Origin of the sequence: Saccharopolyspora soli (genome assembly GCF_022678645.1) — a bacterium.
GTDB lineage: Bacteria > Actinomycetota > Actinomycetes > Mycobacteriales > Pseudonocardiaceae > Saccharopolyspora > Saccharopolyspora soli.
In genome coordinates, this window is the sequence record NZ_JALBWV010000010.1 from 122,608 (window position 1) to 146,334 (window position 23,727).

The 23,727-nt window shown below is 68.8% G+C and carries 23 protein-coding genes; 15 read left to right on the forward strand and 8 right to left on the reverse strand.

The window, feature by feature from the left end; all coding sequences use genetic code 11:
• Positions 1-7: 7 nt before the first annotated feature.
• Complete coding sequence (locus MOQ72_RS10075) at positions 8-436, forward strand: hypothetical protein (protein WP_242182294.1); 429 nt, start codon at positions 8-10, stop codon at positions 434-436.
• A gap of 58 nt (positions 437-494) precedes the next feature.
• On the opposite strand, the gene MOQ72_RS10080 is transcribed toward MOQ72_RS10075, so the two are convergent.
• Positions 495-1,553, reverse strand: coding sequence for a neutral zinc metallopeptidase (locus tag MOQ72_RS10080; protein ID WP_242182296.1), 1,059 nt, complete (start codon positions 1,551-1,553; stop codon positions 495-497).
• Between the two features lie 371 nt (positions 1,554-1,924).
• On the opposite strand from MOQ72_RS10080, the gene MOQ72_RS10085 reads away from it, so the two are divergent.
• The 8 genes from MOQ72_RS10085 to nudC all read left to right on the forward strand — a co-directional run bounded on the left by MOQ72_RS10085 (position 1,925) and on the right by nudC (position 10,865).
• Positions 1,925-3,544 carry a DUF2207 domain-containing protein gene (locus MOQ72_RS10085; RefSeq protein ID WP_242182299.1) on the forward strand — a complete coding sequence of 540 codons (1,620 nt, stop codon included), beginning with the start codon at positions 1,925-1,927 and terminating at the stop codon, positions 3,542-3,544.
• A 205-nt stretch (positions 3,545-3,749) separates the two neighbouring features.
• Positions 3,750-4,163: a hypothetical protein gene (locus MOQ72_RS10090; protein ID WP_242182301.1), complete on the forward strand. Its 414-nt coding sequence runs from the start codon at positions 3,750-3,752 to the stop codon at positions 4,161-4,163.
• The gene (locus MOQ72_RS10095) at positions 4,160-4,705 is read left to right on the forward strand and encodes a DUF3558 family protein (RefSeq protein WP_242182303.1); all 546 of its coding nucleotides are present in this window, start codon (positions 4,160-4,162) and stop codon (positions 4,703-4,705) included. Before MOQ72_RS10090 ends, MOQ72_RS10095 begins: the two co-directional genes overlap by 4 nt.
• 13 nt (positions 4,706-4,718) lie before the next feature.
• Positions 4,719-6,104, forward strand: coding sequence for a PPE domain-containing protein (locus MOQ72_RS10100; RefSeq protein ID WP_242182305.1), 1,386 nt, complete (start codon positions 4,719-4,721; stop codon positions 6,102-6,104).
• An 84-nt stretch (positions 6,105-6,188) separates the two neighbouring features.
• Positions 6,189-7,007 carry an ESX secretion-associated protein EspG gene (locus tag MOQ72_RS10105; RefSeq protein WP_242182307.1) on the forward strand — a complete coding sequence of 273 codons (819 nt, stop codon included), beginning with the start codon at positions 6,189-6,191 and terminating at the stop codon, positions 7,005-7,007.
• 210 nt (positions 7,008-7,217) lie between these two features.
• Positions 7,218-8,546, forward strand: a complete 1,329-nt coding sequence (locus tag MOQ72_RS10110; protein WP_242182308.1) for a M16 family metallopeptidase — start codon at positions 7,218-7,220, stop codon at positions 8,544-8,546.
• Positions 8,543-9,910, forward strand: a complete 1,368-nt coding sequence (locus MOQ72_RS10115) for a M16 family metallopeptidase (protein WP_242182310.1) — start codon at positions 8,543-8,545, stop codon at positions 9,908-9,910. Before MOQ72_RS10110 ends, MOQ72_RS10115 begins: the two co-directional genes overlap by 4 nt.
• 25 nt (positions 9,911-9,935) lie before the next feature.
• On the forward strand, positions 9,936-10,865 hold the full coding sequence (nudC, locus tag MOQ72_RS10120) for an NAD(+) diphosphatase (protein ID WP_242182312.1): 930 nt from the start codon (positions 9,936-9,938) through the stop codon (positions 10,863-10,865).
• 48 nt (positions 10,866-10,913) lie between these two features.
• Here nudC and MOQ72_RS10125 read toward each other — a convergent pair whose 3' ends face one another.
• The 3 genes from MOQ72_RS10125 to MOQ72_RS10135 form a co-directional block, all read right to left on the reverse strand.
• Entirely contained in the window at positions 10,914-11,762 is an 849-nt protein-coding gene (locus tag MOQ72_RS10125; RefSeq protein ID WP_242182314.1) for a glycerophosphodiester phosphodiesterase, read from the reverse strand.
• A gap of 120 nt (positions 11,763-11,882) precedes the next feature.
• The gene (locus MOQ72_RS10130; RefSeq protein WP_242182316.1) at positions 11,883-12,353 is read right to left on the reverse strand and encodes an XRE family transcriptional regulator; all 471 of its coding nucleotides are present in this window, start codon (positions 12,351-12,353) and stop codon (positions 11,883-11,885) included.
• On the reverse strand, positions 12,350-12,712 hold the full coding sequence (locus MOQ72_RS10135; protein WP_242182317.1) for a type II toxin-antitoxin system RelE/ParE family toxin: 363 nt from the start codon (positions 12,710-12,712) through the stop codon (positions 12,350-12,352). Before MOQ72_RS10135 ends, MOQ72_RS10130 begins: the two co-directional genes overlap by 4 nt.
• A 157-nt stretch (positions 12,713-12,869) precedes the next feature.
• Here MOQ72_RS10135 and MOQ72_RS10140 point away from each other — a divergent pair, with 157 nt between their 5' ends.
• The 4 genes from MOQ72_RS10140 to MOQ72_RS10155 all read left to right on the forward strand — a co-directional run bounded on the left by MOQ72_RS10140 (position 12,870) and on the right by MOQ72_RS10155 (position 17,181).
• The gene (locus MOQ72_RS10140; protein ID WP_242182319.1) at positions 12,870-14,957 is read left to right on the forward strand and encodes an ATP-dependent DNA helicase UvrD2; all 2,088 of its coding nucleotides are present in this window, start codon (positions 12,870-12,872) and stop codon (positions 14,955-14,957) included.
• A gap of 478 nt (positions 14,958-15,435) precedes the next feature.
• Positions 15,436-15,819, forward strand: a complete 384-nt coding sequence (locus MOQ72_RS10145; RefSeq protein WP_277953833.1) for a WhiB family transcriptional regulator — start codon at positions 15,436-15,438, stop codon at positions 15,817-15,819.
• Positions 15,816-16,034, forward strand: coding sequence for a hypothetical protein (locus MOQ72_RS10150; protein WP_242182321.1), 219 nt, complete (start codon positions 15,816-15,818; stop codon positions 16,032-16,034). Before MOQ72_RS10145 ends, MOQ72_RS10150 begins: the two co-directional genes overlap by 4 nt.
• A gap of 277 nt (positions 16,035-16,311) precedes the next feature.
• A complete protein-coding gene (locus MOQ72_RS10155; RefSeq protein ID WP_242182324.1) occupies positions 16,312-17,181 on the forward strand; it encodes a class I SAM-dependent methyltransferase in 870 nt (289 codons plus the stop codon).
• Positions 17,182-17,299: 118 nt separating this feature from the next.
• Here MOQ72_RS10155 and MOQ72_RS10160 read toward each other — a convergent pair whose 3' ends face one another.
• Complete coding sequence (locus MOQ72_RS10160; RefSeq protein WP_242182326.1) at positions 17,300-18,610, reverse strand: ABC1 kinase family protein; 1,311 nt, start codon at positions 18,608-18,610, stop codon at positions 17,300-17,302.
• A 465-nt stretch (positions 18,611-19,075) separates the two neighbouring features.
• Complete coding sequence (locus MOQ72_RS10165; RefSeq protein ID WP_184724020.1) at positions 19,076-19,225, reverse strand: DUF5679 domain-containing protein; 150 nt, start codon at positions 19,223-19,225, stop codon at positions 19,076-19,078.
• A 226-nt stretch (positions 19,226-19,451) separates the two neighbouring features.
• Between MOQ72_RS10165 and MOQ72_RS10170 the strand changes: the two genes are divergently transcribed.
• The gene (locus MOQ72_RS10170; protein ID WP_242182328.1) at positions 19,452-20,012 is read left to right on the forward strand and encodes a M48 metallopeptidase family protein; all 561 of its coding nucleotides are present in this window, start codon (positions 19,452-19,454) and stop codon (positions 20,010-20,012) included.
• A gap of 354 nt (positions 20,013-20,366) precedes the next feature.
• On the opposite strand, the gene MOQ72_RS10175 is transcribed toward MOQ72_RS10170, so the two are convergent.
• Positions 20,367-21,785, reverse strand: coding sequence for a zinc-dependent metalloprotease (locus MOQ72_RS10175; RefSeq protein WP_242182330.1), 1,419 nt, complete (start codon positions 21,783-21,785; stop codon positions 20,367-20,369).
• A 173-nt stretch (positions 21,786-21,958) separates the two neighbouring features.
• Here MOQ72_RS10175 and MOQ72_RS10180 point away from each other — a divergent pair, with 173 nt between their 5' ends.
• Positions 21,959-22,984, forward strand: a complete 1,026-nt coding sequence (locus MOQ72_RS10180) for a YlbL family protein (RefSeq protein ID WP_242182332.1) — start codon at positions 21,959-21,961, stop codon at positions 22,982-22,984.
• Positions 22,985-23,080: 96 nt separating this feature from the next.
• Here MOQ72_RS10180 and MOQ72_RS10185 read toward each other — a convergent pair whose 3' ends face one another.
• The gene (locus MOQ72_RS10185; RefSeq protein WP_242182334.1) at positions 23,081-23,611 is read right to left on the reverse strand and encodes a PPA1309 family protein; all 531 of its coding nucleotides are present in this window, start codon (positions 23,609-23,611) and stop codon (positions 23,081-23,083) included.
• Between the last annotated feature and the right edge of the window lie 116 nt (positions 23,612-23,727).

Genomic DNA, 23,727 nt, shown 5'->3' on the forward strand with positions numbered 1-23,727 from the left:
CGACGTCGTGGGTAGGCAACGAGGTTCGGCGTCGCTGGCGTCGATCCTGCTTGTCCTGGGCATGCTCGGCGTCGCGGTGGTCGCCGTGACGCTGTGGCCGTTGGTGACGGCCGCGGGCCAGGATCGGACCGAAATGCGCCCGGCGACGGCCACCGTGGTCGAGTCGCGACCGTGCGGTGCCCAGCCGGCGGGAGATCTCGTCGAGGTCCGAATCGACGGCGTGCTCCGGCAAGCGCCGTTCGACGGCTGCGGGCACGTCCGCGGCCAGCAGTTGGCGGTGCAGGTACCGGCCGATCCGACCCAGGACTTCGTGGTCCGCCCGGCCCGAGCGACCGACTCCGAACTCGACGACCTGGCGCAGCGCGCGCACTGGGTGCTGCTGACCCTCGCCGGGGTCGCGGGCGGTGGCTACGGCCTGATGCTCCGCCGCTCGTGAACGCTGGCGACTTCGCGCGAAATCGGCACTCCACCGGAGCGCGATCGCGGGTTCGCGGTTAGTCGACGTCGGAAGGCGCGGCCAGCCAGGTGTTGCACTCGGTGACCCGGTTCTTGGTGAAGCCCTGCTCGATCCAGGCCCTGTTGGTCGCCTTGCTGCCGTGATCGGGCACGTTGCTGTTCTCGTCGCCACGGCCGGAGGAGTCCTCCAGTGCCGGGAAGATGTAATCGTTGCTGACACCGCCGTTCTGCAGCGCGGCCAACGACATGCCCTCGAAGCAGGTCGCCTGCAGCTCCGATCGCCGGGTCAGCTCCAGACCTGCCGACGTGGTGCTGCCGCCCGCGTCGTACGACGCGTCGCCGTAGGCGATGCTGATCCCGGTCATGCCCTGCAACGCGTGGCCGAACTCGTGCGCGAACTGGCCGAGGTAGGCACCGGCGTCGGTGCGGTTCTCCACCTCGGAGTAGTACCGGGCGGTCATGTAGATCGTGTGGTTCCCAGGGCAGTACATGGCCGTCTGGTTCCACATCCGGGTGCCGCAAGGGCTGTCGATGCTGTCCCCGGTGGTGATGACGCTCGGCGTCTCGACCGGCAAGCCCGCCGCCTGCAGCGCCGGGGTCCACGCTTGCATCAGGCAGGGCAGCGCGGCTTGGTAGAAGTTGTCCTGCGAAGCCACATCCGTGTCGAAGGAGGGCAGGTCGCACTGGGTGTTCATCGCGCCGTTGCCGGAGATGTTGATCGGGTTGTCGCCGAGCGAGGCCACCGGCTCGGGTTCGCCGTCCGTGCTGTCCGCGGAAGTGGTTTCCTCCTCGGTGCTGGACGTTTCGGTGCTGGACGTTGCTGTGTCGCTGGATTCAGCCGACGACGTCGTTTCGGCTGTGCTGGTGTCGTAGTCGGACGCGCTGCTGCTGGAGACCGAGGCGGCGAGCGCGCCGATCGTCCCCACACCGAACAGCGCGACGGCGACGAGGACGAGCGCGACCACGACACCGCCGCTGCCCTTGCGCTGCGGCGGGCCCATCGGCGGTAACTGGGGCGGTAGCTGCTGCGGCGGTGCCTGCACCGGCGGGATCGTGCTGAGCCGCATGGTCGTCTGCTGCGGCAGCGGTCGAGCCACCGGCGGCGGAGCTACCGGCCGAGCTGCCGGTGGTTGCGGGCCCCATGGCTGGGGAGCGCGAGGTGGTGGCTGCTGCGGGCCGACCGGTGGCCGTGGTCCTGGCGGCTGTTGCCGAGGTCCGGGCGGTGGTTGCGGGCCGCGAGGTTGTGGTGGTTGCTGCGGTGGCCAGGGCTGTCGCGGTGGTTGCGGACCGCGCGGCGGCGGTGGCCAGGGCGGCTGCGTCATGCGTTCTTCCTCGCGGCGTGTCTAATGTGGACTGTTCGGCCGGGTTCAGCGCGCCACCGCCGGTCCGTCATATCCTGCGAACTTTCTCCTGTTGATCGCGCCCGTTGCGGTCCAAAGCTTATCCGTGGACCGCTAGTGTTCGGGCCGTGTTGACCAAATGGGGACTTGCGGTGGCAGTGGCCGGACTGCTGGTCGGCTGGCCCGGTGCGGCGGCGCAGGCGCAGCCAGTCAATTCGTTGCCTGGCACGGTTTCCAGCACGCTGCACCTCAAGTTGGAGCGCGACGGCCTGGTGTCGGTGACCGAGCAGATCACCGTGCCGCCTGGTCAACCGGTCGAACGCAACATGCCGTTGCGGCAGTCCGCCGGTGCTGGCGTGGATCGGGTCTTCACCGTCTCCGGCCTAACGCTGGACGGCGGCACGGCCCAGGTCGACGCCGACAAGGTGCACCTGACCCTGCAACCCGGTGTGTCAACGCTGAAATACGCCGTCCGCGGCGCGGTCGCGGATACCGGAGACGTGCAGGAAGTGCAGTGGCAGGTGTCGGGTGGCTGGAGCGTTCCGGTGGACCGGGTCGAGGTGGCGTCGCTGCTGTCCCCGAGGGTTCCGCAGAACATCATGTGCTTGGCCGGTCCGGTGGGAAGTGCGGATCGTTGCGCGCGGTTCGAGATCACCCACACCCAGGCGGTCCACGCGCTGACCTACGGGCTTGAGCCCGGCGACCGGATGGACATCACCTTCAACATCCCGGCGGGCACCGTGCCAGCCAACGCGGTAACCGAGGAGTACTTCAGCCTGGCGCGGGCGTTTTCGCTGACGCCCGCGACCGCGGCGGGGCTGGTGGGCATCGGCCTGCTGCTGATCGGCGGCCTCGGCCTGGCCTGGTACGCCCGTGGTCGGGACGCGCGCGCGTTCGCCGAGGACGTCGGCCGGGTCGAGGTGCTGATGACCGATTCGCGCGGTGCGGTCACGTTCGCCTCGCCGGACGGCGTGCTGCCCGGACAGATCGGCGCGGTCATCGACGAGCGGGTCGATCCGGTGGACGTGACCGCGACGATCATCGACTTGGCGGTCCGGAACTACCTGTGGATCGAGGAACTGCCCGGCCAGGACTGGCGATTCGTGCGGCTCAACCCGGCGGACGAGTCGCTGCGGCCGTTCGAGCGCGCGGTCTACGAACTGCTCATCGGCGAGTCCCCGGAGGTGCGGCTGTCCCAACTCCGCGGCGTCGACCTCAGCCGAGTCAGGGAAGCCTTGTACGCGGAGGTCGTGGACAAGGAGTGGTTCGGTCGGCGCCCGGACGCCGACCGGAACCGGTTCTGGTGGATCGGCATCGGTTTGACGGTCGGCGGCGCTTTGCTGACCGCGGTTCTAGCGCTGACGAGTTCCCTGGCATTGCTGGGAATTGGTGTAGTGCTCGGCGGCATCGCGATGACGTTCAGCGCCCGCCTGATGCCTGCCCGGACGAGCCGAGGCAGCGCGCTCGTCCTGCAGGTACGAGGCTTGCGGAGCTACCTGCACGAGGTCTCGGCGGACGCGCTGCCCCCGGCGGATCGCGAAACGGTGTTCTCCAGGTCGCTGCCCTACGTGGTGGTCCTCGATGAAACCGACCGCTGGTTGGCGGAATTCGCGGAACTGGACCCGGCATCGGACGGAACGCCGGGCCTGTACTGGTACGGCAGCCCAGATTCGACGAAGAACCTGCGAACCTTCGGCGCAAGATTCCCGACCCTGGTGTCAAAGCTCAACGAAGCGGTCAAGTCCTGAACCCACGCGGCCGCGCTTTCGGCTAGCTCGCGGGACAACTGACAGCAACCGCCACTTGGCGGACCGTGATCGCAGCCTGATCTGCGGCCGAACGGGTGATGTCCATCGGGTGCCCGGTTTGCCAGGAACCGTTACGCGGCTACCTGCGTCAGGCTAAAGTGTCCTCGATTAATGGGGGAGATCGCAGAGTCCAGAGGGGTCTGGGATGACGAGCGCAGAGAGTGCAGGCTTCGCCGCAGCCAAGGAAGGGCTGAAGGCGATCAGCGGCCAGACGCAGTGGATGAACCAGCAGGTCGGTGCGGGAAAGCTGGCGCTGGACCCCAAAGTCGCCGACGACGCCGCCAAGCGCTGCGAAGAGGAGATCCGCGAGCTGGCCGAGCTGTTCCGCAAGACGAGGGCCATGCAGCGCGTCCAAGGGCTGGGGAAGTACCCGGACGGCGAGCAGTTGGCGAAGCGCTTCGAGGACAAAGCGAACGACGGTGAAGCGGGCGCATTGGCACTGATCCGTTTGATGCAGGACGAGTTGCAGAAACAGGCGGACGCCTTTCGGGCAGCTGCCAAGGACTACCGTGCCACCGACGAGCAAAACGCGGACGACTTGAGGCGAGGTATTCAGTGAGTACGTTCTCCCGATCCTTGATCGCAACTGCTGCCGGTGTGGCCCTGCTTGGACTCTCCGCCTGCTCGGGCGGCGGTTCGAGCAACGACGGTAACGACGAGACGTCCGCCGCGCCTACCACAGCTGCGTCGGGTTCTGGGCTGGCGAGCTTCGATCCTTGCACGTTCTTCAATGCCGATGAACTGAGCTCGTTCGGGGTTGCGACGCAGTCCGAAGACGGCACGGTGGTGAGCTTCGAACCCGGCTGCAAGTGGGAAGGCGAGAAGATGATCCTCTCGCTGCTCAAGAATGCCGACGAGACCGTCGCGTCCTACGAGACGTCCGGTAGCTGGGACAGCTACACGAAGAAGACGATCGGTGGGCGATCTGCTGCGGTCGCAGTTGAGTCGGGTGCCGCTGGCCAGGGCGGCTGCACAGTGCTCGTCGACGCAGGCGGCGGCGTTGCGATCTACGGAGTCGACGGCGTGCTGCGCGATTCGGTCGACGCTTGCCCCGAGGCGGAGAAGATCGCCAGTCAAACGGCTTCTCGATTGCCCGAATGACCGAGGGGGAATGATGGGACTTCTTGACACGCTCGACAACGCGGGATCCCAGATCTTCGGTTGGGAAAGTGCTGCGGAAGAGGATCGCAAGGCGCAGGCCGAGAAGGCCAGCCAGGTTGCGCAACAGCAGCAGAACCAGCTGGCGCAGCAGAACTCCGGGCTGAGCGTCAACAGCTACGACTCACCCGCGATCAGCCAGTGCGTCAACTGGTCCGGCTTCAGCCATTCGGAGATCTTCAAGACCAACCAGGATTCGATCGACCAGGGGAAGGTCGGCGAGGCCGCCCAAGCATGGATCGAACTTGCGAAAGGTCTGCGCACGCGCGGCGAGAACTACGCCACGGATATCGCCAAAATCGTCGACGGCGGTTGGCAAGGCGAAGCCGCTAGCAATGCTCGTGAGGTCGGCAAGCCTGCTTCCGACTGGATGAAGGCCAGTGCGGATGCTTTCGAGATGACCGGCAACAACCTCAACGCCGCAGGCGATGCTGCTGGTCAGGCCAAGAAGATGGTCGAGCAGCCGCAGGGGTTCAGCTGGGGCGAGGCCGCCGCTAGCTCGGTTCCGTTCGGGCTCGCGGGCGGCGGCATCAATGCCCTCAGCCAGATGGAGGAGCAGGAGCAGGCCGAGAAGGCCGCGCAGGAGACGATGGGGCGCGTTTACAGCCCCACGCTCACCCAGGTCGACGCGAAGATGCCGCAGTACCAAGCTCCGGACGGTTCCACCAAGGAGCCGCCGCCGGTGCCTCCGACGGACCGCACGGACTGGGGCGGTGGCCCCGGCGAAGTCGGTCCCACCGGTGGTGGCCCCGGCGCTGGCTACGGCGGCGGGCCAGGCAGTGGCGTCGGTGGTTTCGGCAGCGGCTCCGGCGTCGGTTCCGGGACTGGTTCCGGCGGCGGAATCGGTGGCGGAGTCGGTGGGGGAGTCGGTGGCGGAATCGGTGGCGACTACACCTCGCCGGCCGGGACCGGCAGCCAGTGGGCCGGTCAGCCCGGCGGGCCGGGCACCGGACTTCCCGGCGGTGGGCTTCCCGGTGGCGGTGCCGGTGCTGGCGGGGGAGCCGGAGGCGTCGGCGCCGGGATGGTCGGCGGCATGGCCGGTGGTCTCGGTGCTGGTGGTTTGGGTGCCGGGGGCGCTGGAGCCGGTGGGATGGGCGCTGGCGGTCGGGCCGGTACCGGTGGTCTCGGTGCTGGCGGCGCCGGAGCGGGCGCTGCTGGCGGCGCCGGGGCTCGGGGTGCTGGTGCTGGTCGCGGCGGCATGGGCGGCATGGGCGGTGCCGCTGGTCAGCGCGGACAGGGCGGCGAGGACGAGGAGCACGATCGGCCGTCCTGGCTTGAGGAACAAGACGACGTCTGGATGAACGACATGCCCAGGACCGCCCCGCCGGTGCTGGGGGAGTGACCCGATGATGACCGGTGGTGGCGGCCGTCGGCCCCACCACCGGTCTTTTCGCGTAGGGCGCGATTTCACAAGGGGAGAAGTGCGGTGAGCGTGTTGGGGCGGTGGCAGCTGCTGCCTGTGCACTTGGACGTCGTGCTCAAGTACCTGCGGATCGATGGCCTGACCTTGCCGCTGAGCAGCCGGTCAGCCGGGTACACCGCGGACCAGTTCAGCCGGATAGCGCGAACCGAACTGGATCGGATGGCCGCCAACGGGGTGGTCGTCAACGACGAGGTCGCGCCGCCGCTGGTCGCCGCGCTCAAGTCGCTGGCCACGCCGTACCTGTGGGTCGACTCGATGTGGTTCCCGCAGGTCGGCACGGACCACTGCTGGCGGGCGCTCGCCGTGTACACCGAGGGGAACCGGGTCGTCCTCGGGGTGCAGACGCCCAGCGAGAACCCCCAGCGCGGCGGGATGCTGACCGTCGAGGTGCACGAGAACACACCGTTGCCGCAGGTCCTGTTGGCCACCTTGCCGCCCACCCGACCGGGCAACCGGGGCCCGGTGCGCGTCCCGCAGAGTTCGCTGGTGCGGCAGCAGCCCGATGACTTCGACCAGCAGAGCATGATGCAGTCCGCCACCCCGGCCCGCGGTAGCAGCGGGGACCAGCAGGTGGTGCTCTACGAGGCGATCGGGAAAGCCCCGCACCTGCGCATCGGCCAGATCGGGGCCAACGTCCGCGACCGGTACGGCCGCCGGAAGCGCTCCCCGGTCGTGTCCTGGTTCGACAACCCGGAGCCCGACGGCCGGTACCTGAACCGCATCGAGCGCGGCAGCACCGGTGAGCAGGTGTTCGCCCTGCTCCCGGCGGATGCTCGCACGATCGGCGCGGAGATCGATTCCCTCATCGCCCAGGTGCGGTGAGATCGCGGGGGAAGCGGCAGCCACGATTTTCGCCACCTGCGCAACTCGCACCGCAACCCTGCGCAGTCCAACGCGCCCGCCGTTGATCTGCGCAGTGGGTTCGAGGTCAAGTTTTGCGGGGGTCCCGCAATCCGCGAAGGCACCCCGACACGCCGAAGAGTGGCGAAGGGGGCACACACAGCTTGACAGTGCGCACGTAGGCTGCAAGGCATGGTCGAACCCCAGTTGCATCGCGTTACTCTGCCCAATGGGCTGCGCGTGGTGTTGGCACCGGACTCGGCAGCGGGCCCAGCGTCATCAGGGCAGGCCCCTGTGGTCGGTGTCAGCGTGCACTACGACGTGGGCTTCCGCTCGGAACCGGAGGGGCGCACCGGCTTTGCGCACCTGTTCGAGCATTTGATGTTCCAAGGCAGCGAGAGCCTGGAGAAACTCGCGCACTTCCGGCACGTGCAGGGTTCCGGTGGCACCTTCAACGGTTCGACGCACCAGGACTACACCGATTACTACCAGGTCCTGCCGTCGGCGGCGCTGGAGCGGGCGCTGTTCCTCGAAGCGGACCGGATGCGGGCGCCGAAGATCACCGACGAGAACCTGCGCAACCAGGTGGACGTGGTCAAGGAGGAGATCCGGCTCAACGTCCTCAACCGCCCCTATGGCGGGTTCCCGTGGATCCTGCTGCCGCCGGTGCTGTATTCGACCTTCGCGAACGCCCACAACGGCTACGGCGACTTCACCGACCTGGAACAGGCGACGGTCGACGACTGCGCGGCCTTCTTCGACACCTACTACGCCCCCGGCAACGCGGTGCTCACCGTCACCGGCGACATCGACGTCGAGCGCACCATCGATTTGGTCGACAAGCACTTCGGCGACGTCCCGGCTCGTGACGTCCCGCAGCGCCCGTCGTTCGCCGAGCCGTTCCCGGCCGGTGAGCTGCGCGGCAAGCACACCGATTCGCACGCGCCGCTGCCCGCGGTCGCGCTGGGGTACCGGCTGCCCGACCCGGTCGGCGAACTCGACGCCTACCTGTCGAACGTGGTGCTCGCGGCGATCTTGTCCGACGGCGATGCCTCCCGCCTGCAGCAGCGCCTGGTCTACCAGGACGCGCTGGTGGTCGACGTGCACACCGGCTGCGGCCTGATGGGTGCCGTGTTGGACGCCCGCGACCCGGACACCTTCACGATCACTGCGATTCACACGCCAGAGGTCGGGCTCGACCGGGTGATCGGTGCGGTGGACGAAGAGTTGGAGAAGCTGGCCACCGACGGCCCCACCGCGGAGGAGTTGGCCCGCGTCACGGCCCGCTGGGCGGCCAGCCTGCACCGGGAGCACGACCGCGTGACGTCCCGGACCCTCGACCTGGGGAGCGCCGAACTGCTGCACGGCCGCGCCGAGCTGATCTCCGAGCTGCCGGAGCGGATCGGCGAGGTCGACGCGGAAGCGGTCGCATCGGCGGCGAAGGCCCTGCGGGCCGACGCGCGCGCGGTGCTGGAGGTCGAACCCGCAGGCGACGACAACGCGACAGGAGGTGCGGCATGACCCGCGCAACGCACCGCAGCGCCGAGGAAATCGGCCGCACCGAACTCGGCCCCCGGCCGCTGCCGCCGCTCGGCGAGCCCCGCAAGGGTCGCCCACCGGCCACTGTGGACACCTTGCTGGACAGCGGCCTGCGGGTGATCGCGGCCCGGCACGGCGTGGTCCCGATGGTCGAGCTGCGCCTGCGGATCCCGTTCGCCGGTGCGGACCCGAAGCACCCGGCGCGCGCCGAGGTGCTGGCCGAGGCGCTGCTGACCGGCACCGAGCGGCGCAACCGCGTGCAGGTGGACACCGATCTGGCCGCGGTCGGTGGTGATCTGAACGTGGTCGTCGACCCGGAGCGGCTCAGCTTCTCCGGCGATGCGCTCGCCACCGGGCTGGAAACCCTGCTCGACGTGCTCGCCGACGCGCTGACCGGCGCGGTTTACCGCGACGACGAGGTTGAGGTGGAACGTGCTCGGCTGGTCGAGCGGATCACCGTCGCGCGCTCGCAGCCTCGGGTGATCGCGCGGGAGGAGCTGCAGCGGCACCGCTACGGCGACCACCCGTTCGTCCGCGAGGTGCCGGAGGCCGACGATGTCGCCGAGGTCACCGCCGAGGAGGTCCGCACCCTGCACCGCGAAGCGGTGCTCCCGCGCGGCTCGGTGCTGGTGCTGGTCGGCGACATCGACCCGGAGCAGGCGGTGGCCGCCGTCGCACGCATCCTGGGCGACTGGCAGTCCGAGGACAGTGCGCGGGAACTGCCGTCCCTGCCTGCGGTGCGCGGCGGTGATGTCCGACTGGTGCACCGGCCCGGCGCAGTGCAGTCGCAGCTGCGGTTCTCCGCGCAGGCGTTGCCGCGCACCGACCCGCAGTACCCGGCCTTGCAGATCGCGAACCTGGTCTTCGGCGGCTACTTCTCCTCCCGGTTGGTGGAGAACATCCGCGAGGACAAGGGCTACACGTACGGCGCGCATTCGTCGTTCGAGTTCACCAGGGGCAACGGCACGCTGCTGGTGGACGCCGACACCGCCAGCGAGGTCACCGCGGCCGCGCTGCTGGAGACCCGGTACGAACTGGCCCGACTAGCGCTGGTGCCGCCCACCGAGTCGGAGGTCGAGTCGGCACGGCAGTACGCCATCGGCGGCCTGCTCACCTCGACCGCTTCGCAGTCCGGGATGGCCTCCACGCTCGCCGCGCTGGCCACCGCCGGGCTGGCGCAGGATTGGCTGGTCGCGCACCCGGAGCGGTTGCGGGAGACAACGGTCGAGCAGGTGGCGGAGGCGGCGCGGCTGTTCGCCCCCACCGCCTTCACCGGCGTGGTGGTCGGTGATGCCGATGAACTCGCCGACCAGCTGCGGTTGCTCGGAGGTGTGGTGCTGCCATGACCGGGTTAGACGATGAGGCAGGCAAATGACTTCCGATGTGTTCGCCGATCTGGGCTTCCAACTGGACTCCGCACCGCTGCTGTCCCGGTCCACTGTGGACCGGAGGGAAACGCTGCGGGACGCCCCGGACGGCGGTGCGGAACTGTGGTCGACCGGAAAAGTAGTGCTGGTGGATGCCAAGGGGCGCACCCCGATCGGCGCGGATTCGCGCTTGGTGGTGCATCCGGCGAGCGACTTCGGCGAACGCCCGGCTCCGAACGCCGTCCTGCTCGGCGTTGAGGGCGACGTCAGCTACTGGGCGTTGCGCAGCGAGCACGACGGCACCCACGACAACTGGCGGGACCTGCGCAGCGGCGGCGGATTGCTCAACGACACCGACGCAGGACTGTTCACCACCGCCGTCGGGCTGCTCGGCTGGCACGACAACGCCCGCTACTGCGCGGTGTGCGGGGCGGCGACCACGCGCGTGCGCGCCGGGTGGGCGCGGCGATGCACGGGCTGCGACCGCGAGGAGTATCCGCGCACCGATCCGGCGGTGATCTGCCTGGTGCACGACGGCGCGGACCACGTGCTGCTGGCCCGCCAGCCGGTTTGGCCGCCGGAGCGGTACTCGGTGTTGGCCGGGTTCGTCGAGGTCGGCGAATCGTTGGAGGCGTGCGTCGCACGCGAGGTTTCCGAGGAGGTCGGGGTCGAGGTCTCCGAGATCCGGTATCTCGGCAGCCAGCCCTGGCCATTCCCGCGGTCGCTGATGCTGGGCTTCGCCGCGATCGCCGACCCCTCGGCGCCGCTGATCCCGGCCGACGGGGAGATCGAGGAGGCCCGTTGGGTGCACCGTGACGCGGTCCGGGCTGCGCTGGCGTCCGAGGGCGGGGCAGCGGTCGACGGTCTGCGGTTGCCGCCGGGCGTCTCCATCGCCTACCGCATGATCCGCGGTTGGGCGACCTGGCAGGACTGACCCGCGGTGAGCCGGTCGGGACGTGGCCCCGACCGGCTCACCGGCGTTCTAGCGCTGGGTCAGGGACTGCGGGAAATCGGTGATGATCCCGTCCACACCGAGGTCGCGCAGCTGGCGCATCCGGCCGGGTTCGTTGACCGTCCAGACGTTGTTCGCCATGCCGAGCTCGTGGATGCGGGCCAGCAGCGCCGCGTCTGTGACGCTGGATTCGGTGTTGACCTGGTCCGCCCACCCGCTCAAGGCGACCAGTTCGGCATCGGTCGGCCGCTGCGCGTCGAGCAGGCCGATCGGCACCTCGGGCAGCAACTCGTGGAACCGCTGCGCGTCGTCGAGCTCGAAGGACTGCACCCCGAGCTGTCCGTCAGCCAACGCTTCTTCGAGGTAGCCGGGCGTGCTGCTCAGCTCGGCGGCGAGATCTTCCGGGATCCCGTCGTAGTGGTCGCACGGGCTGATCTCGGCGAGCAGACCGGTGCGGCCCCGGACCTGCGACACCACATCGGCCACCGTGATGATCGGCTCACCGGCGTAGCTCGCGTCGAACCACGAACCGGCGTCGAGCTGCTCCAGCTCGGCCAAGGTGAAGTCGGATACGCGGTAGGACGGGCGGCCGGGGAAGCGCTGCTCGACGTCGGTGGTGCGCTCCATGGTGCAGTCGTGGAAGTTCACCAGGTGCCCGTCCTTGCTGCGCTGGACATCGATCTCGACGAAGTCGGCGCGCTGCTTGATCGCCGCGGCGATGGCGGCTCGGGTGTTCTCCGGGGCGATCCCGGACGAGCCGCGGTGCGCGATTACCGTGACGTCCGGATTCGGTTCCGCGGCAACGGGTCCGGCAGCGGCGAGGACACCGGCGCAGGCGATCAGCAGGGCCGCGACCGGGCGTGTGGTTCTGTTGAGCATGGAACATGGCCTCCGACTCGTGTGGGCGGAGGCCATGCTGACCGGAGATCATTGCGCCCGAGCATCGGGCGGTTTGCCCCGCGATGCCGGTTTTCCGAACAGATCCAGCGGCTACGGGGTCTAAGCGGCGATTTCGGGAACCTGCAGCACGACGTCGGTGTCGCCGAGGCGTGCCACGAGTCGCAAAGTGCCACCGAGCGCTTCCACGTAGCAACGCACACTGGCCACCGTGAGCGTCTCGATGTCGCCACGTTCGATGGCGCTAACCCGCGGCTGGCCGATGCCCATCCGCTTGGCAAGCTCGACCTGGGTGACCTGAGCGTTTTTCCGCAGCTCGGCCAACCGGTACCCGGTGACATAAGCCTCGGTGATCCGGCGTCCCAGCTCTTGCTGCTCCGGGGTGATGCCGAGCTGTTCCCGGACTTCGTCCCACGGGATTGTCATGGCTGATCCCTCCCGATCTATTGCTTGATCTTCTTCGGCCAGCCGGTAGCCCGCAACGCAAGCACGGGTGATCTCGTCCGCGCGTGCCCGGCCTCCTGGGGTCTCGTCCAGTTCGGTCCGCGTCTGCTCCCGGGGAATGGTGGTCATCCCAGCTCCTTGTCGATTCGCCGCAAGTGCTCTTCGTATCGGCGTTCGGCCAGCGGGATGTTCTTCTCGTACCACCCGTTCCACTGCCCTGCCTTGTCGCCTGCTACCAACAAGATGGCGTGCCTCCTCGGGTCGAAGGCGAACAGGATCCGCACCTCGGTGTGGCCGGAGGAACCAGGTCGAAGTTCTTTCGGATGGTGCACGTTCGACCTGTTGATCTTGTCTACCAGCGGGCGCCCGAGGCGCGGCCGCTCGGTGGAAAGCACCTGCACGGCGCCGTCGATACCTGCCCTGGTCCGGTTGTCCAAGGTCCGCATCCACTCCAGGACTTCCGGTAGGGCTTCAACCTGCCATGCCATGATCCAAATTTAGTGCATATTCAACATATTACCTGTACATCGTCATGATCATCACTCGAATGTGGGTGCGAGCCGCTCGGCTGGGGTGGCAGACACGCGACACGGGGTGTTGGGGTGTGCCCTCGAATGGGGGAGTGGGTCTGCGAAGATGCCGGGCATGACTGATCAGCCGCGACTCCTGGAAGGCTTGGACCCGGAACAGCGGCAGGCAGTCATCGCACCACGCGGTCCGGTCTGCGTGCTGGCGGGCGCGGGCACCGGGAAGACCCGCACGATCACCCACCGCATCGCCTACCTCGTGCAGCGCGGCCTCGTCGCGCCGCAGCAGGTGCTCGCGGTGACGTTCACCGCCAGGGCGGCGGGGGAGATGCGCACCCGGCTGCGCGCGCTCGGCGGCGCTGGGGTGCAGGCGCAGACCTTCCACGCCGCGGCTTTCCGGCAGTTGCGCTACTTCTGGCCGCGGGTGCACGAAACCCAGATGTGGCAGCTGTTGGACAACAAGTTCCGGCTGGTCATGCAGGCTGCGAACAAGGTCGGGCTGGCCACCGAGACGGAAGCCGTCCGAGACCTCGCTGGTGAGATCGAGTGGGCCAAGTCGTCGCTGATCGGTCCTGAGCAGTACCCGGCCGCGGCAGCCGCGGCAGGTCGCGAGGTCCCGGTGTTGCCGGACCAGTTCAGCAAGGCATTCGCGGCGTACGAGCGGATCAAGAACCGGGCGCAGGCCCTGGACTTCGACGACCTCCTGCTGCACATCGCGGCGATCCTGGAGGACCAGCCCGAGATCGCCGAGGAGTTCCGCAGCCGGTACCGGTCGTTCGTCGTCGACGAGTACCAGGACGTCAACCCGCTGCAGCAGCGGGTGCTCGAAGCCTGGTTGGGCAACCGCGACGACATCACGGTGGTGGGCGACGCGAACCAGACGATCTACTCGTTCGCGGGTGCCTCGCCGAAGTGGCTGATCGGCTTCCCCCGCAAGTTCCCGGACGCGACCCTGGTGCGGCTGGAGCGGGACTACCGGTCCACACCGCAGGTCGTGGCCCTGGCGAACCAGGTGATCGGCGCCGCGCGGGAACGTCCGGCGGGCACCCGGCTGCGCCTGGTCGGCCAACGTTCGGACGGGCCGCAGCCGGACTTCGCCGAGTACGACGACGAGACCGATGAGGCCGAGGCCATCGCGCGGAAGATCGCGCAGTTGGCCAAGCAGGGCGTCGCGCTGTCCGAGATGGCGGTGCTGTTCCGCGTCAACGCGCAGTCGGAGGTCTACGAGAAGGCGCTGTCCGACGCCGAAATCCCCTACCAGGTGCGCGGCGGCGAGCGGTTCTTCGCGCGTACCGAGGTGCGGCAGGCCATGGTGACGCTGCGCGCCGCAGCCGCTCGTGGCGCCGAGGAGGCGGACCTGCCCGCGACCGTGCGCGCCGTGCTCGGCGAGGTCGGGTTGACCGACGAGCCGCCCACCGGTGGCGCCGCCCGCGAGCGGTGGGAGTCGCTGATCGCGCTGGTGGAGCTGGCGGAGGAACTAACCGCCGCGGTGCCCGGTGCGGACCTGGTCCGCTACGTCGCGGAGCTGGACGCGCGGGCCGAGTCCCAGCACCCGCCGACCGTCGAAGGCGTCACCCTCGCTTCGCTGCACGCGGCCAAGGGCCTCGAATGGGACGCGGTGTTCCTGGTGGGCCTGGTCGAGGGGACCCTGCCGATCCAGCACGCCGACACCGACGCGGCCGTCGAGGAAGAGCGGCGCCTGCTCTACGTCGGGGTCACGCGCGCTCGCGAGCACCTGTGCCTGTCGTGGGCGCTGGCGCGGGCCGGTGGCCGCCGCTACCGCAGGCGCAGCCGCTTCCTGTACAGCCTGGTGCCGGATGAGCACCCAGCAGCGCTGCCGACCAAGGCGAAGCAGCGCGAGCTGCTGGTGCGCTCGACGCAGACCGCAAAACCGCGTTGCCGCATCTGCAACGCCACGCTGGCGAGCACAATCGACATCAAGCTGGGCCGCTGCGCCGACTGTCCGTCCGATGTGGACGAGAACCTGCTGTCGCAGCTGAAGGCGTGGCGCAGCGAGCGCGCCCGGCAGTTGAAGGTCCCCGCCTACGTGGTGTTCACCGACGCGACGCTGACCGCGATCGCCGAACAGCGCCCGTCCGATGAGAGCGCGTTGGTGGGCATCTCCGGGATCGGGGCGTCGAAGCTGCAGAAGTTCGGCTCCGACGTGCTCGCGCTGATCCAGGGCGAGCACCGCGACACGCCCTGAAACGCCTGGTAGAGCAGGTTTTTCAGGCGATCGAGCGGTTTCTTCGAAAAATACGTTGCGACCGGCACGGTGGTACCAATAGCCTGCAAGAGCGCGAGCCGTGGTAGACGAACTGCGGTCTGAGTCCTGAGGGGAGGTGGCCTTGGTGTCCACGATTCTGATGTGCAGCACCCCGAGCCACCTCATGGCCGGGGCAATCGCGCTGTTCCGCGGCACTTTTGCGCCATCCCCAGCTGCCGATCACACCGCCGGTTATGGCCGAAAGTTCCAGCCGCGCTGGTTCCGCGCGCTCCCGCAGACCGTGGTCGAACCACGCTGGTCCGTTCGTTGGCGAGTCCTTGATCCACTGATCTAGGAACGCCCCAAGGCTTCTCGAAGGCCGCGGACCTGCACAGCGGGTCCGCGGCCTTCTTGTTGTTCCGGTTTTCCGTCATCCACAACCACAACCTGCTGCCGATCGACTACAGGAGGAAGTTCCATGTTGACCGCGAGTGTGCCGATATCCAGCTCAGGCGCGGGCTTCTCGCAGGACGCCGACACCATGGCGGGCCTGCTCGACAGTTCCCCGGCGCTGGACGTTCAACTGCCCTGCCGCCAGGACCCGGACCTGTGGTTTGCCGAGACCCCGCAGGACCTGGACCAGGCCAAGGCGTTGTGCGCCGACTGCCCGATCAAGGCCGAGTGCCTGGCTGGCGCGCTGTCCCGCGGCGAGCCGTGGGGGGTCTGGGGCGGCGAGATCTTCGAGCGTGGCGCGGTGGTCGCTCGCAAGCGACCACGGGGTCGGCCTCGCAAGCACACGCTGCCTGCCGAGACGCCGGTGGCCAACGCGACCGCGCGACGAAATCAGGAGCAGGCGGCATGACCTATCACCGAATGAACGAGCCCGTCGTCGACATCCGAATGAGCAACGAGGTGCGAATGTTGTTACCCGAAGATCTGTCCCGGATACGAAGTAACGAGTTGCTGGACGAAGCGCACCGACAACGGTTGGCCCGCGAATTCTCGGCCGGTCGTTGGTGGCGCTGGTTGGCCGATTACGCCGAGCGGCGGGCCGAGCGAGCAACCCGATGTTCCTGAGCTGCCCGCGCTGAGTTCCTGTCTTCGGTCTTGTTTTGAAGCGGCGCCAGCCGCTTGGCCCACCTACGCAGCTGGCACCGCACCGCGAAGCAAAACGAGTACGAAGACAGGCGCTGGGATCGGCGGGGTGAGCGACGGTAACTCCATGCGCTCGATCGGCTTGCACGGCCTCGGCTTCCCAGCCGTCGCACCCTCGCGGCGGCTGGGAAGCCGCGCACCTTGACAACAGAAGAGAGAAAGCACCTGTCGGGAGATGGCCGCCGTAAGGTGGTATTTCGTGGCTGGACATTCGCACGACAACATCGACTGGGACGAGCACCTGCAGCGGCTCCGGGACGCGGACGAGTTCAACGCGCCGGAGGTCGCGGAACTCGTCGCCGCGCTGCTGCGCCCGACCGACCGCTCCGTGATCGAGATCGGCGGCGGTGCAGGCGGGACCGCGGCGGCCTTCGCGGCGGCGTTGGCGGATTCCGGTGGTGCGTTGACGATCGTGGACTCGGCACCGCAACTGCTGGCCGCGGCGGGTTCGCACGCCGAGCAGGTCGCCGACCGGGTGGACGTCCGCGCCGTCCAGGCGGATGCGGCGGCGGACTCGCTGGTCGAGGCCGTTGGCCAGCAGGCCGACCTGGTCATCGCAGCGTTCGTCGTGCACCACCTGCCCGACCAGCTGGCTGGGCTGCGCCGGCTGGTCAGCCTGGTGCGCCCAGGTGGTCGGCTGGCGATCGTCGAGTTCGGCCTGCAGACGAAGGTGCTGCCCGCCGACGTCGGCATTGGTGAGCCGGGCCTCGAGGCCCGGCTGATCGCCGCCCGTGAAGAGTGGTTCCAGCAGATGCGCGCGGAGATGACCGGCTCGGTCCGGCTGCCGATGGGCTGGGCCAAGGCCCTTTCCGAGGCGGGCCTGGCCGAGGTGCGGTCGTGGAGCTACCTGGTCGACCGCCCGGCCCCGGTAGACCGCACCGGCCGCGAAGCGGTCCTGCGGCGGCTGCACCTGCTCCGCAGGAACGCCGAGGACCGCGTCGCACCGGAGGACTTGGCGGTGCTCGACCAGTTGCTCGACGAATCCAGCGAGCATTACGCCGGGAATCGCGACGACGTCTACTACCTCACCGCCAACACGGTCCACCTCGGCACCCGCCCGGCGGTTTGAGGGGTTTGCCCAGGGCACCGGGCAGGACCTCAGCGGGCCGCATCGGCTGCCGTGCCCTCATGCTGGTCGCGGTCGACCGCGCACGATCCAGCTGCGGGATCCGGGAATCCGGTGCTGGTCAGTCGGCGAAGCCCGGCTGCCACCGGGCGATGATGTCGCGGGCGCCGACCTCAGCATCGAGCTGGCAGAGGATTCCCGTCGCGCCCAGGGTCACGCGGTGGATCAGCAGGTAGTCCGGTGGCAGGTTCAGCGACCGCCCCGTCCGGAAGTCCGGGCTGCGCAGATCGCCGACCCGCTCCGCTTGGCGCTGCAGCCAACGCCGGGTGAAGTGGAAGGTCGACGCCCGAGCTGGGTCCACGAACGGTGCCAGGTAGGCCAGCACGTCCTCGGCCTGGATGTTCCGGTCGGGCTGCACGAACCGCTCCATGCGCAGCAGCTGCAGCAGCTCCGCGGGCTTGTCCTCCAACGCCAGCCGGAGCATGCGGCCGAAGGTCGACGGCAGGCCGTCGGGCAGCCGGGAGACCGCACCGAAGTCGATCACGGCCAGCTTGCCGTCCGGCAGCAGCATGAAGTTGCCGGGATGCGGGTCGGCGTGCAGCAGACCGACCCGCGCGGGCGCCGAGTAGTGGAACTCGGCGAGCAGTCGACCAGCCGTGTTGCGCTCCTCGCGGTCGCCGTCGGCGACGATCCGCGCGTACGGCTTGCCCGCAACCCACTCCGTGACGACGACCTTGGGAGCACTGGCCACCACGGCTGGCACCCGCACCTGGTCATCGCCCTGGAACACCTTGGCGAACGCCCGTTGGTTGTCGGCTTCCACGCGGTAGTCGAGTTCCTCGACCATGCGGTCCTGCAGCTCCGCCAGCAGCGGTTTGACCTCGGCACCGGGTGCCAAGGACTGGAAGAGCCGGGAGAAGCGCATCAACTGCCGCAGATCGGAGCGCAACGCCTCGTCCGCTCCCGGGTACTGCACTTTCACCGCGACGATGCGCCCGTCGTGCCAGATCGCCCGGTGCACCTGGCCGATGCTCGCCGCTGCGGCCGGGGTGTCGTCGAACTCGGCGAACCGCTTGCGCCACGCGCGCCCGAGCTGCTCGTCTAACACCCGGTGCACGCTGCTGGCGGGCATCGGCGGCGCCGCCGACTGCAGCTTGGTCAGCGCCTCGCGGTACGGACCGGCCATTTCGTCCGGCACGGCGGCCTCGAACACGCTCAACGCCTGGCCGAACTTCATCGCACCGCCCTTGAGCTGGCCGAGTACCGCGAACAGCTGTTCCGCGGTCTTCGCCGTCACCTCGGCGCTGATCTCCGCCCCGTTCTGCCCGGTAAGCCGTTTCCCCCAGCCAGCAGCCAAGCGACCGGCGACACCAAGTGGCAGGCTGGCGAGCTTGACAGTGCGGTGCGCTGCCCGGCGGGGAATGTCGGCCACGAATTCTCCTTGGTGCGTGCGGGAAACCCTCTCGATGTCGCAACTGCCCGAAGGCTCATTCCGAAATCGAGAAACCCAGTGACATGCTAGAGGTTTCCTGCTGCGCGTTGCGTCGTGATCGACACGTTGGCTGTCGGCTTTACGCCAGCGGTCGGATTCCGCGTTCCTCCGAATTGCCAGCGGGAGCGCTGAGCGCGCGGTGCAACTCCGCGAAAATAAGGTGATTGCGCTGCTCGCGTGAGGTGTGCCTGGTGCCGGATAGGTCCGGTTTTCGGCTGGTCCACTCCGGGATGGGACTGCGCAATGGCATCGAACGGGAAGGTAATCCGTGCGGCCATCGATTCGAGAGGCGCACGTGTCCCCTTGGCACCCCGGCGTCCGGCCGGGGCGAGGTCGAACTGACGAGCGAAGTGCGTCGGCGGGGCTGGCGGGTGGGCGGCCGTGGGGCGGCCCACCCGTGCCCGGTCACGCCTTACCGAGGATGCGGGTCATCTTGGTGCCGCAGACCGGGCAGATGCCCTTGGCCATCCGGCGACCGTTGGTCTCCGAGACCTCACCGGAAAAGTCGCGCTTCTCCCGGCACTTCACGCAGTAGCCGTTGTACGTCTCGGCCACGGCTCCCCTCCTTCATGTCGTGATCCAGCCTCATCGCTGGGTCGTCTGCGGCCCTCCTCCGGGCGGCTGGGGGAACGGTACATGTGGGCCATTCGGCATGCATGCATTAAGAGCATCGCATGTTCGACTCATTGGAGTAATACCTCGGGGGATAACCGCGGTAGGAGTTGAGGTGCGGCTCACAGGCGGAACCGTTTGTCAGGCGCACTCGCTAAGGTCCACTTTCGTGGCTGAACCCCAGGTCGAGGTGCGCCGCAGCAAGCGCCGCCGACAGACGGTGAGCGCTTATCGCGACGGTGACAAGATCGTGGTGTTGCTCCCCGCGCGGATGAGCCGCGCGGAGGAAAAGCGCTGGGTGGCGGACATGCTGAGCCGTCTGCAGCGCAGTGAGACGCGGCGCCGTTCGCCCGCGCGGGCGTCCGACGAGGCGCTGACGCAGCGGTGCCGCGAGTTGTCCGCGAAGTACCTCGACGGGCGGGCGCAACCGCGTGCTATCCGGTGGGTGCCGCCGATGCGCACCAGGTGGGCCTCCTGCACGCCCAGCGACGCCACCATTCGGGTGAGTCAGCGCCTCCGAGATGTACCCGGATGGGTGCTCGATTACGTGCTTGTGCACGAGCTGGCGCACCTGCTGGTGCCCGGCCACGGTGCCGACTTCTGGAAGTGGGTGCGCCGCTATCCGAAGACCGAGCGGGCCATCGGCTACCTGGAGGGGATCTCCGCGGCGGCCCAACTCGGCATCAGCCTCGATGACGACACCGAAGGAGCCAAGACGCCAGCGCGCTAGCCGTGCGGTCAGCGAGAACATCGGACGCTCCGCACGCCACAGGATGCCCATCTCAGGCACGCCCAGCACGGATGCTGAGCGAACATCATCAAGGGGAGGTGCCCCGAGTGGCTTGAGTGGCGGCACGGGCGGCGCAACCGCAGAGATTTTCTCGGCTCAGGGATCCCGGCCCATGTATGTGTCACCCAGGGCTGTCCACGGCATTGCCTGAGAACCCGCGGCAGTACGAGCTGGGAGAGTGGCGGAAGCGGCTGACGCCGATTGCGGACGGCGGCCTGCGGTCCCGCCAATTCGCGCACGTCCCAAGGCGAGCACGTCCGGGCATGCCGCCGTGCTCGACCTCGTGCCGGAGCGTCAGCTGTCGTCTTCGCGCTTCTCCGCGTCGTCGCCCTCGGCGGAGTCGTCGGACCGCGCCGCCTCGTCGGCCTCGGCTCGGCGGATCGCGGCGATCGGGTCGTCCAGATCGGCGGAGCCCGCACCCCAGCGGTCGGCGAAGTCCAGCGGCTCGTCCAGGTCCGAGCTGTCCGGCAGCAGGTCGGGGTGGTCCCAGACCCGGTCCCGGCTGTCGACGCCGTGCCGCTCGGTCATCAAACGCCAGAGGTTCGCGGCGTCGCGCATCCGGCGCGGCCGCAGCTCCAGGCCGATGAGCGTGGCGAAGGTCTGTTCGGCTGGCCCGCCGGTCGCCCGACGCCGTCGGACGGTCTCACCCAGCGCGTCGGCCCCTGGCAGTCGCTCGCCGACGGCGTCCGCCACGACGACGTCCACCCAGCCCTCGACCAGCGCGAGCAGCGTCTCCAGGCGGTTCAGCGCGGCCTGCTGCTCCGGCGTGTTCTTCGGCTCAAGCATCCCGGAGCCCATCAGCTCCTGCATCGAACTCGGGTTGGTCGGATCGACCTTGCCAGCCAGGTCCTCCAGCGCGGAGGTGTCGATGTGGATGCCGCGGGCGTACTCCTCGACGGTCGCCAGCAACCGCTGGCCCAGCCACGACACGTGGCTGAACAGCCGGTGGTGCGCGGCCTCCCGCGCGGCCAGGAACACGGTCGCCTCGCTGATCGGCCGGTCCAAGCCCTCGACGAAGCGCTCGATGTTGGCGGGCAGCAACGCCGCGGTGCCCGCCGGGCCCAGCGGCAGGCCGACGTCGGTGGAGGTCAGCACCTCGCCGCCGAGCTGGGCCAAGCCGTTGCCGAGCTGCGAGCCGAAGGTCATCCCGCCCATCTGCCCGAGCATGGACAGTAGCGGTCCCGCCGCCTGCTTCGCCTCCTCCGGCAGCGCTTCGAGCCACGCGTTGGACATCCGCTGCGCGACCGGGTCGCACAACTGCTGCCAGGTCGGCAGGGTCTTCTCCACCCAGTCGACCGACGACCAGGTCTGCACCGCGCGCACCCCGGCGGGCAGTGACGTGGTGGCGTCCAGCCACAGCTCGGCCAGCCGCACCGCGTCCTCGATCGCCTTCACCTGCTCCTGGCTCGGGCGCTCGGTGCGTTTGTTGTTGTGCAGCTGTTGCACCGCGAGCTGCTTCGCGAGCTCGTAGTTCACCGGGCCGGAGCTCCCACCGCTGGAATGGCTGAGCGCCTGGCCGAGTTGGGTCAACATCTGGCCGAGCTGGCCGATGTCGAAGTTCGGCATGCCGCCCGGTCCGGGCATGCCGCCAAGGCCGAAACCGGGCAGATCCCCGGAGTTTCCGGCGCCGCCCTCCGAGCGGCCTTGCGACGAATCGCCCTTGTCAGGGTCGTCGGGGTCCTGCGAGCTGAACCCGAACGGCAAGTTGGTCATAGTTCCACCGTACGCGGCAGCAACCGTCCCACATAGTCATCAGTGCTCGCCGGAGGCGAACATCCAACAGCCCGTCCGCCAACTCGTTTTGCGTGGCGGTACCGGTGTCCGAGGCTCGATCCACATGAGGTCTGCTCACGTCGCCCGGCGTCGAACACGTACGCTGTCGCCTCGTGAACCGCCGTACCTGGACGCTGCTGACAAGCGTCGTGCTGGTCGTCGCCTTCGGTCTCCTCGGTGCGTTCGTCCGGGTGCCGTACGTGGCGCTCGGACCGGGGCCGACCTACGACACCCTCGGGCTCGACGGCGAGATCCCGGTCATCAGCATCGATGGTCAGCAGACCTTCCCGACCGGCGGGCACCTGAATATGACGACCGTGTCGGTGACCGACCAGCTGTCGCTGTTCGGCGCGCTGGGGTTGTGGGTCAGCGGCCGGTACGCGCTGGCGCCGCGCGAGCTGTACTTCCCGCCGGACAAGAGCGAGCAGCAGATCGAGCAGGAGAACACCGAGGCGTTCAACGACTCGCAGACCACGGCGGAAACCGCTGCCCTGCGCTACCTCGGCTACCCGACGAAGGTGGTGGCAGGGGAGATCGTCAAGGGCAGCCCGGCCGACGGCGTGCTCGAACCCGGCGATCATCTGCTGACGGCCAACGGCCAACCGATGACCGAAGCGGGATCGCTGCGGGCGGCGTTGCTCGGCACCAAGCCCGGAGACCGGGTGGAGCTCCGCTTCCGGCACGCCGACCAGCCCGAGCGGGTCGCCAGCGTGCAGTTGGCGGCGAATCCAGGCCGCGAGCCGCAGGGCTTCCTGGGGGTGGCCGCGGCCGAGCGGCCGGACGTCAACTTCAACATCAAGATCAGCCTGGCCGATGTGGGCGGGCCGTCTGCGGGGCTGATGTTCGCCCTGGCAATCGTCGACAAGCTGACGCCGGGCGAGCTCAACGGTGGCAAGTTCATCGCGGGCACCGGGGAGATCGACCCGAACGGCGTGGTGGGGCAGATCGGTGGGATCCCGTTCAAGATGGTCAAGGCGCGTGAAGCGGGCGCAACGACCTTCCTGGTGCCAGCGGGGAACTGCGCCGAGGCCAAGGCGCAGGCCCCGGAGGGGCTGCAACTGGTCAAGGTCGGCACCCTCGACGACGCCACCAAAGCCCTCGACGCCCTCCGCGCGGGTAAAACCCCGGCCAGCTGCTGACGCGTGGCTTACATGATGTCGGGGATCCCGGACCGAGACGGCGTCTGAGGTTCCGCTACCCGCACCGCTACGCGAAACGAGTACGAAGACAGGCTCCTATTCCGCGAAGGTGGCGTGCAGGGCGGTTAGCAGGTTCGGGGCCAGCGACGGGTCCTGGATGACTTCGCCGCCGGTGCCGCCGTCGCTGGAGCGCAGCCGCATCACGCACGTCTCGCCGCCGTCCCGCAGCACCGCCGCGACCAGTCGCGCCTCGCGGCGCTCCGGGTGCTCGGCGGCGGCCTGCCGCGCCGCCTCGGCGTCGCCGGGCAGCTCCGCCTCCGCCTCCGGCGGCAGCACCACGATCTCCTGCACCAGCGCGCAGCCGGAAACCTGCTCCGGCCACTCGATGCGCCCCAACGCCTCGGCGAGGTCCTCGGCGGGCAGCGCTTCCTGCGCGATCGGCGTCAGCGCCGCGGCCGGGTCGAGCTGGTCGGCCAGCCCCGGTTCGGCGGCCAGCAGCCGATGGGTGGGCACGAGGGCGAACACCTGGGTGGGCTGGTCCCAACCGGCGGCGTCGACGAACTCCTCGATCTCGCGGGCGGCCGACGGCAGCGCAGCGGTCAGATCCTCTGGCGTGTGCGGTGGCATGCCGCTCATCGTCGCACCGCCGCATCCGGCGGTCTCCGTCGGCCGCGCCGGTAACCTGCCAAAGATGTCCGCTTAATCCAGTTCGCGAAGGCCCTTCCAGGAACTTCTGGGTGGGG

Excerpts from the sequence above, each read along its gene's own strand:
- MOQ72_RS10090 (WP_242182301.1), top strand. The coding sequence starts at position 3,750 with ATGACGAGCGCAGAGAGTGCAGGCTTCGCCGCAGCCAAGGAAGGGCTG.
- MOQ72_RS10100 (WP_242182305.1), top strand. The coding sequence starts at position 4,719 with ATGGGACTTCTTGACACGCTCGACAACGCGGGATCCCAGATCTTCGGT.
- MOQ72_RS10110 (WP_242182308.1), top strand. The coding sequence starts at position 7,218 with ATGGTCGAACCCCAGTTGCATCGCGTTACTCTGCCCAATGGGCTGCGC.
- MOQ72_RS10115 (WP_242182310.1), top strand. The coding sequence starts at position 8,543 with ATGACCCGCGCAACGCACCGCAGCGCCGAGGAAATCGGCCGCACCGAA.
- nudC (WP_242182312.1), top strand. The coding sequence starts at position 9,936 with ATGACTTCCGATGTGTTCGCCGATCTGGGCTTCCAACTGGACTCCGCA.
- MOQ72_RS10125 (WP_242182314.1), bottom strand. The coding sequence starts at position 11,762 with ATGCTCAACAGAACCACACGCCCGGTCGCGGCCCTGCTGATCGCCTGC.
- MOQ72_RS10130 (WP_242182316.1), bottom strand. The coding sequence starts at position 12,353 with ATGACCACCATTCCCCGGGAGCAGACGCGGACCGAACTGGACGAGACC.
- MOQ72_RS10135 (WP_242182317.1), bottom strand. The coding sequence starts at position 12,712 with ATGGCATGGCAGGTTGAAGCCCTACCGGAAGTCCTGGAGTGGATGCGG.
- MOQ72_RS10140 (WP_242182319.1), top strand. The coding sequence starts at position 12,870 with ATGACTGATCAGCCGCGACTCCTGGAAGGCTTGGACCCGGAACAGCGG.
- MOQ72_RS10145 (WP_277953833.1), top strand. The coding sequence starts at position 15,436 with ATGTTGACCGCGAGTGTGCCGATATCCAGCTCAGGCGCGGGCTTCTCG.
- MOQ72_RS10150 (WP_242182321.1), top strand. The coding sequence starts at position 15,816 with ATGACCTATCACCGAATGAACGAGCCCGTCGTCGACATCCGAATGAGC.
- MOQ72_RS10175 (WP_242182330.1), bottom strand. The coding sequence starts at position 21,785 with ATGACCAACTTGCCGTTCGGGTTCAGCTCGCAGGACCCCGACGACCCT.
- MOQ72_RS10185 (WP_242182334.1), bottom strand. The coding sequence starts at position 23,611 with ATGCCACCGCACACGCCAGAGGATCTGACCGCTGCGCTGCCGTCGGCC.